The organism is Rhodovulum sp. BSW8 (genome assembly GCF_003314725.1).
In the GTDB taxonomy this organism is placed as follows: domain Bacteria; phylum Pseudomonadota; class Alphaproteobacteria; order Rhodobacterales; family Rhodobacteraceae; genus Rhodovulum; species Rhodovulum visakhapatnamense.
Genome location: NZ_QNVX01000048.1, coordinates 20,639 through 27,961, shown reverse-complemented (window position 1 = coordinate 27,961; position 7,323 = coordinate 20,639). Strand labels below are relative to the sequence as shown.

The 7,323-nt window shown below is 71.2% G+C and carries 7 protein-coding genes; 2 read left to right on the top strand and 5 right to left on the bottom strand.

The features are described 5' to 3' along the window. The first annotated feature begins 197 nt into the window (after positions 1–197). Entirely contained in the window at positions 198–800 is a 603-nt protein-coding gene (locus DSD19_RS16900) for a uracil-DNA glycosylase family protein (RefSeq protein ID WP_113670452.1), read from the top strand. Beyond that, complete coding sequence (locus tag DSD19_RS16895) at positions 797–1,603, top strand: SseB family protein (RefSeq protein ID WP_113670451.1); 807 nt, start codon at positions 797–799, stop codon at positions 1,601–1,603. Before DSD19_RS16900 ends, DSD19_RS16895 begins: the two co-directional genes overlap by 4 nt. 192 nt (positions 1,604–1,795) lie before the next feature. Here DSD19_RS16895 and DSD19_RS16890 read toward each other — a convergent pair whose 3' ends face one another. The 5 genes from DSD19_RS16890 to mreC are packed head-to-tail and all read right to left on the bottom strand — an operon-like array spanning position 1,796 to position 7,268. Next, a complete protein-coding gene (locus DSD19_RS16890) occupies positions 1,796–2,728 on the bottom strand; it encodes a glyoxylate/hydroxypyruvate reductase A (RefSeq protein ID WP_113670450.1) in 933 nt (310 codons plus the stop codon). Further along, positions 2,728–3,873 carry a rod shape-determining protein RodA gene (gene rodA / locus DSD19_RS16885; protein WP_075786831.1) on the bottom strand — a complete coding sequence of 382 codons (1,146 nt, stop codon included), beginning with the start codon at positions 3,871–3,873 and terminating at the stop codon, positions 2,728–2,730. The genes DSD19_RS16890 and rodA overlap by 1 nt, the downstream gene beginning before the upstream one ends. After that, entirely contained in the window at positions 3,870–5,816 is a 1,947-nt protein-coding gene (gene mrdA / locus DSD19_RS16880) for a penicillin-binding protein 2 (RefSeq protein ID WP_113670449.1), read from the bottom strand. The genes rodA and mrdA overlap by 4 nt, the downstream gene beginning before the upstream one ends. Beyond that, positions 5,813–6,352 carry a rod shape-determining protein MreD gene (locus DSD19_RS16875; RefSeq protein WP_113670448.1) on the bottom strand — a complete coding sequence of 180 codons (540 nt, stop codon included), beginning with the start codon at positions 6,350–6,352 and terminating at the stop codon, positions 5,813–5,815. The genes mrdA and DSD19_RS16875 overlap by 4 nt, the downstream gene beginning before the upstream one ends. Continuing rightward, entirely contained in the window at positions 6,345–7,268 is a 924-nt protein-coding gene (gene mreC / locus DSD19_RS16870) for a rod shape-determining protein MreC (RefSeq protein ID WP_113670447.1), read from the bottom strand. The genes DSD19_RS16875 and mreC overlap by 8 nt, the downstream gene beginning before the upstream one ends. Positions 7,269–7,323 lie beyond the last annotated feature (55 nt).

The window sequence follows — 7,323 nt, the reverse complement described above, 5'->3', positions numbered from 1 at the left end:
CCCCCCCCCGCCCTTCGGCAGATGCCCCGCAGACACGCTGCCGACGGCGCGCCCGGCCGTTGCCCGGCCGTTGCCCGACCGCGCCTCAAACGCGGTCCCGCCGACCCGTCCGGGGCACGAAGACCGAACCCGCGCCCCGGGGCGGAGCCGGCACGAGCGCGATTGCGCGGCCGCCCGTTTCGCCCTAGGTCCGGCCCATGACCGCCGCCCTCGACGATCTGCGCGGCCGCATCGCGGCCTGCCGGCTCTGCGCCGGGCGCTTTGCCGCGACCGCCACCGCCCATGCGCCGCGCCCGGTCCCCTGGTTCGGCCCGGCCCCGCGGGTGCTGGTCTGCGGACAGGCGCCGGGGCTTCGGGTGCACAAAGCCGGGCGGCCCTTCCTCGATCCCTCCGGCGACCGGCTCCGCGCCTGGATGGGAATCGGCCCCGAAACCTTCTACGACCTCTCCCGGGTCGCGGTGCTGCCGATGGCCTTCTGTTTCCCGGGCTATGACGGCGCGGGCGCCGACCTGCCGCCGCCCCCGCTCTGCGCCAAGACCTGGCACCGCGCCGTCCTCGCGGCGCTGGGTCCGGTGCCGCTGACCCTGCTGATCGGCGGCTATGCCCAGCGCTGGCATCTCGGCCGCGCGGCCCGGCCGGGCGTGACCGCCACCGTCGCGGGCTGGCGCGCCCATGCGCCGCAAGTCTTTCCCTTGCCACATCCCTCCTGGCGCAATACCGCCTGGCTCAACCGCAACCCCTGGTACGAGGCCGAGCTGATCCCCGCCCTCCGCCAGCGCGTCGCCGAGGTTCTCGCATGACCGCCGACACTTCCGCCCCCCAGCCGCGCAGTCGCGCCGCGGCCCTCGACCGCGCCCATGCCGCGATGACCGCTGCGCCCGACGACCCGGGGCCGCGGCTGGCCTATTACGGCCGCCTTGCCGCCAGCGAACTGGTGCTCCTGCTCGACCGCGACGCCGAGGACGACCGGATCGCGCCCCGCATCTTCGATCTCGACGAGGGCCGCGTCGTGCTGGCCTTCGCCGACGAGGGCAGGCTGACCGATTTCACCGGCACGCCCTCGCCCTATGCGGCGATGCCGGGCCGGACGCTGGCTGCGATGCTGGCCGGGACCGGCCTCGGCCTCGGCGTCGATCTCGGCACCGGGGCGGGCGAGCTTCTGCCCGCCGCGGCGGTCGAGTGGTGGGCCGGGATGCTGGCCGCGCCGCCCGAGCCGCTCGACCTCGTCCCCGAGGCGCTGACCCCGCCGGGCGATCTGCCCGCGCCGCTTCTGGCCGCGCTCGACACCTGCCTCGCCGATGCGGCCGGGCTCGCCGCCTGCGCCTGGCTCGCCGGGCTCCGCCACCCCGCGGGCGAGACGACGCTGCTTCTGGCCTTCCTCGACCCGGCCGAGGGCGCCGAACCCGCGCTCGCCCGCGCGGTCTCCGAGGCCGTCCGCTTCAGCGGTCTCGACAGCGGCGCGCTCGATCTGGCCTTCTTCGCGTCCCAGGCACCGATGGCCGCCCGGCTCTCGCGTCTCGGCCTCCGGATCGAGCTGCCCCAGCCCGCGCCCGAAACCCTGACCCCGCTCGCCGATCCCGACGCGCCCCCCCGCCTGCGTTAGGCCGACTGCGTTAGGCCGCCTGCGCCCCCCGCCTGCGTTGGGCCGCCTGCGCCGAACCGCCTCTTCTTCTTGGCGAAAATACCCCCGCCGGAGGCGCCGCGCGCGTCCAGCGCGCGGCCGGGCCCAAGGCCGGACCAGCAGGGCGCAAGCCCTGTGCAGGCCGGGGGCGGGAGCGCCCGGGCCTGACGCCCCTCAATACCCCCGCGCCCGGTCGACCCGGAACAGAAGCGGCTCGCCCGCCTCCGCGCGGCGCACATTCTCGGCGATCACCCGCGCGGCCGAGGCAGGGCGGGTTTCCGCGGCCACATGGGGCGTCACCGTGACCCGCGGATGGCTCCAGAACGGATGATCGGGCGGCAGCGGCTCGACCCGGAAGACGTCCAGCGTGGCATGGCCCAGCCGCCCGGCATCGAGCGCCGCCAGAACCGCCGCCTCGTCCAGCAGCGCCCCCCGGCCCGGATTCAGCAGAACCGCCCCCTGGGGGAGCCAGGACAGCCGCTCGGCGTCGATCAGCCCCTCGGTCTCGGGCGTCCGGGGCAACAGAAGCACCAGGATCTCGGCCCGCTCCAGCACCGGCCGCAGCCCCTCCGCGCCGTGATGGCACTCGACCCCTACTACGGACCGCGCCGTGCGGCTCCAGCCCAGCACCCGGAACCTCAGCGCGGCCAGCGCCTCGGCACAGGCCCGGCCCAGCTCGCCCAGGCCCAGCACCGCGACCGTCCGGTCGCGCGCCAGCGGCGGCACGCGCTTGTCCCAGTGCGGCGCGGTTGCGCGAATGTGGCGGTCGATCCCCAGATGATGGCGCAGCACATGGCCCGTCACCCATTCGACCATGCCCTCCTCGAGGCCCGCATCGACCATCCGGCAGAGCGGCTGGGTCAGGGTCGGGTTGCCGACCACGGTCTCGACCCCGGCCCAGAGGCTCAGGACCGCCTTGGCCCCGGTAAAGGGCGTGAAATCCGAAATCCCGCCCCTCGGCGCGAAGACCACATAGTCGATGGCCGCCGGATCGCCGGTCTCGGTCGTCACCTCGGCCGCGATCCCGGCCTCCTCGAAGGCGCGGGCCAGCGGCGCGCGATACTCGGCCCAAAGCCCGGGCGGTGCCGAGAACAGGATCTTCGGCATCAGCGCCCCCGCGGCCGGTGGATATGTGCGCTCTGCACCAGCCCGAAGGCCGCCAGCAGCACCAGCATCGCCGATCCGCCATAGGACACCAGCGGCAAGGGCACCCCCACGACCGGGGCCAGCCCCATCACCATCGACATGTTGACCGCGAAGAACAGGAAGAAGGTCGCCGCGATCCCCAGCGTCAGCAGCGACGAGAACCGGTCCCTGGTCTGCATCGCCGACGAGATGCAGAAGACGATGATCAGCACATAAAGCGCCAGCAGGGAAATCCCGCCGATAAAGCCGAATTCCTCGGCCAGCGTCGTGAAGATGAAATCGGTATGCTTCTCGGGCAGGAAGTTCAGCCGCGACTGCGTGCCCTGCATGAAGCCTCGGCCCGCCCAGCCGCCCGATCCCAGCGCGATCTTCGACTGGGTGATGTGATAGCCCGCCCCCAGCGGGTCCGAGGACGGGTCGAGGAAGGTGTCGATCCGGCGGAACTGATAGTCCTTCAGCAACTGCCAGGGCGTGCCGCGGCTGGCGAAGACCGCCGAGACGAGCCCCACGCCCCCCGCGACCACCACCGCAAAATAGGCCCAGTGCACCCCCGCCAGAAACATGATGATCCCGCCCCCCGCGATCAGCAGAAGTGCTGTGCCCAGATCGGGCTGCTTCAGCACCAGCGCCGTCGGCAACAGGATCAGCAGAAGCGGCAAGGCCACGAATTGCGGCTTCGACACATGGCGGATGTCGAGCCAGTCGTAATAGGCGGCCAGCATCATCACCAGCGTGATCTTCGACAGCTCGGAGGGCTGCAGCCGGAAGACCCCCAGATCGATCCAGCGCTGGGCGCCCATCCCGACCGTGCCGAAGAAATCGACCGCGACCAGCAGCAAGACCGAGATCCCGTAGGCCAGCGCCGCCATGTTGCGCCAGAACCAGATCGGCACGAAGGCGACGACGAACATCACCGTCATCCCCAGCGCAAAGCGTTTCATCTGCGGATCGGCCCAGGGCTCGAGCCGCCCGCCCGCCACCGAATAAAGCATCATGAAGCCGATGCCCGCCACCGCCGTCAGCAGCAGCACCAGCGCCCAGTTGACATACAGCACCTTCGACAGGCCGGTCGGCACGCGCTTGACGTTATATTCAAGATAGCTCACGCCCGGCTCCTCCCGCCCGACGCGAACGACCCGGGATCGCGCAGCGGCAAGTCGTTCAGGCGCCGTTCGGCCTCCCAGCGCTGGTCGCTCGGATAGGCCTCGCCGGGCGGCACCCGGCCATAGAGCGCACGCAGCGTGATGTCGCGGGCGATGGGCGCGGCCACGGCCGAGCCGCCGCCGCCATGCTCGACCACGACCGCGACCGCGACCTTGGGCGCCTCGACCGGGGCGAAGGCCACGAACAGCGCATGATCGCGCCGCTCCCAGGGAAGATCCTCGTTGCGGAAGACGCCCGCCGCGCGCTCGGCGGCGGTGATGTTGCGCACCTGGCTGGTGCCGGTCTTGCCCGCCATCGCCATGCCCTCGGCCACGACGCGCGAGCGATGCGCCGTGCCGCGCCGCGAATTGACCACCGCATCCATGCCCTTGCGGATCCGGGCGAGGTTCACGGGATGAATGTCCAGCGGCGCGCCCGCGCCCGAGGGTTGTTCGACCCCGTCGATCGACCGCACCAGCCGCGGCGTCACCGCCCGCCCGCTGGCGATCCGCGCCGACATCACCGCCAGTTGCAGCGGCGTCGCCAGTACGTAGCCCTGGCCGATCGAGGCGTTCAGCGTGTCGCCGACCTGCCACTCCTGGCCATAGCGCGCGCGCTTCCAGGCGCGGTCCGGCGCCAGCCCCTCGGCCACCGCCGACATCGGCAGATCGTGATGTACGCCAAGGCCCAGCTTGCGCGCCATCGCCGCGATATTGTCGATGCCGACGCGTTGCCCGACGTCGTAATAGTAGACGTCGCAGGATTGCTGCAGGCTCTCGGTCAGGTTGACATGGCCATGCCCGCCGCGGCTCCAGCAATGGAACCGCCGTTCGCCAAGTTTGAGGTAGCCCGGGCACCAGACCGTGTCCTCGGGCGTGATGACCCCGGCTTCCAGCGCGGCCAGCGCGGTCACGACCTTGAAGGTCGAGCCCGGCGGATAGGCGCCCTGCACCGCCTTGTTCGACAGCGGCCGGAAGGGCGTGCCTGTCAGCGCCCGGTAATCGGCGACCGAGATGCCCTGCACGAACTTGTTCGGGTCGAAGCTTGGCGACGAGGCGATGCCCAGCACGTCGCCATGCTCGATGTCCAGCACCACGGCGGCGGCGCTTTCCTCGCCCAGCCGGGCCTGCATGAAGTTCTGCAGCCCGGCGTCGATGGTCAGCTGCAGGTCCGAGCCCGGCTGGCCGTCGATCCGGTCCAGCTCGCGGATCACCCGGCCCGCGGCATTGACCTCGATCCGGCGGGTGCCGGCCTTGCCGCGCAACAGCTCTTCTTCCTTGGCCTCGACCCCGGTCTTGCCGATCTGGAACCGCGGGATCTGCAACAGCGGGTCGGGGTCCTCGAGCTTCGACAGGTCATAGTCCGACACCGGCCCGACATAGCCTACCACATGGGCGAAATCGGGGCCCATCGGATAGTGCCGCGACTGCCCGACCTCGGGCGTGATGCCGGGCAGGACCGGCGCGTTGACCGCGACGCCTGCAACCTCTTCCCAGCGCATCCGGTCGGCGATGGTGACCGGCACGAAGGGGCTGTGGCGGCGGATCTCCTTCAGCGCGCGTTCGACGGTCTCGTCGTCCAGCCGCACCAGCCGGGTCAGCCGCGCCAGCGCCTGTTCGGGATCGCCCGCATCCTCGCGCACGATGACGATCCGGTAATTCTGCTCGTTCTCGGCGATCACATGGCCCTGGCGGTCGTAGAGGATGCCGCGCGCGGGCGGGATCAGGCGGATGTTGATCCGGTTCTCTTCGGCCAGCAGGCGGAACTCGTCGGCCTGGGTCACCTGCAACTGCCGCATCCTCAGCGCCAGCACCCCGGCAAACAGCGCCTGGGCCCCGCCCAGCACCAGCGTCCGCCGGCCGATCCGGCGGCTGCTTTCCTCGGCCTCGCGTTGCGACCGCTTCATCGGTTCAGCCCCCTCGGGTCCAGATCGCCCGGCGTGACCCGGCACACCCCCAGCGCATAGCGCGAGGCCAGGGCGACCAGCGGATAGCCCAGCGCCGTCACCAGCGCGAGGAATATCAGCCGCCCGAAATCGGCCTCGGGTACCGAGAACAGCGCCAGCACCAGCCCGTCGGCCAGGTAAATCGCGAAGATCGTGCCCCCGGTCAGCAGCCATTCCGGGCCGAAGGCCGTCTCGACCGAGACCTGCTGTCGCGCGCGCAGGAATTCGGACCCGACCAGCACAAGGGCGGTCATCAGCCCCGGCGGGCGCATCAGCAGCATGTCGAGCATCAGGAAGACGCCCGCGATCAGCCAGGGCGGCAGGTAGTCGGGGCGCCGCTGCAGCCAGGCCAGCGTCAGGCACAGCATCCAGTCGGGGGCGGGCAGGCGGCCCGGGCGGGTTTCCAGCGGCAGGATCATCACGAAGACCGTCAGCACCGCGAGGCCTAGGAAGATCAGCCGGTACAGCCAGCGGTCAAGCGTTGTCGGGTCAACCATTGCCGGGCTCTCCGCCCGCATCGGCCGCCGGGGCGGGCATCGGCTGCGGCCCCACCGGGGCCGGGATCACCAGCGCGCCGGGATCGCGGATCACTTCGTTGGCGTGGCTTCTGAGCACCCGCAGGAATTCCAGCCGGTCGTATTCGGCGGCCAGCCGCACCCGCAGCCGCTGGTCGCGCCCAAGCGCGAGATGGCCGACCAGAAGCCCCGCCGGGAACACCCCGCCATCGCCCGAGGACACCACCCGGTCGCCGGGCCGCACCACGGCCGGGTCCTCGACGAAGTCAAGCACCGGCGCCGTCGAGTTGTCGCCCGCAAGGATCGCGCGCTGGCCCGAGGGCTGGATCGTGACCGGTACGCGGCTGTTGGAATCGGTCAGCAGGATGACCCGCGCCGTGGTCTCGCCCACGCCCGAGATCCGGCCGACAAGCCCCAGCCCGTCGGTGGTGGCCCAGCCGTCGAGAATGCCGTCGCGCGCCCCCACATTCAGCAGCACCGACTGGCGGAAGGGCGATCCGCTATCGGCCATCACCACGCCCGTCACATAGGTCAGGCTTGGATCGAGCCGCACATTGTTCAGGTCCAGAAGCTTGGCGTTTTCCTGTTCCAGCTGCAGCGCCGCCTCTTTCCAGGCCTTCATCTGCCGCAGCTCGCGGCGCAGCTCCTGGTTCTGCTCGGCGAGACGGGCATAGGACTGAAAGCCCTCGACCAGCTCGGCGCCCTTGGTGATCGGCGCCATCGCCCAGTCGAAACCGGGGATCACACGGTCGATCAGCGCGGCGCGCATGCGCTCGACCCTGGGGCTGTCGATCCGCCACAGCACGAACAGCGCCATCAGGACGAAAACCGTCCCGCCGATCAGGATGCGGCGGATCGGGCGGGCATAGTCGATCTGGGTGTTGCGATCTGCGGCCAAGTCAGCCTCGCTTGCGGCACGCGCGGCCTGCCGGTGTCATGCCGGGGTCAGGCCG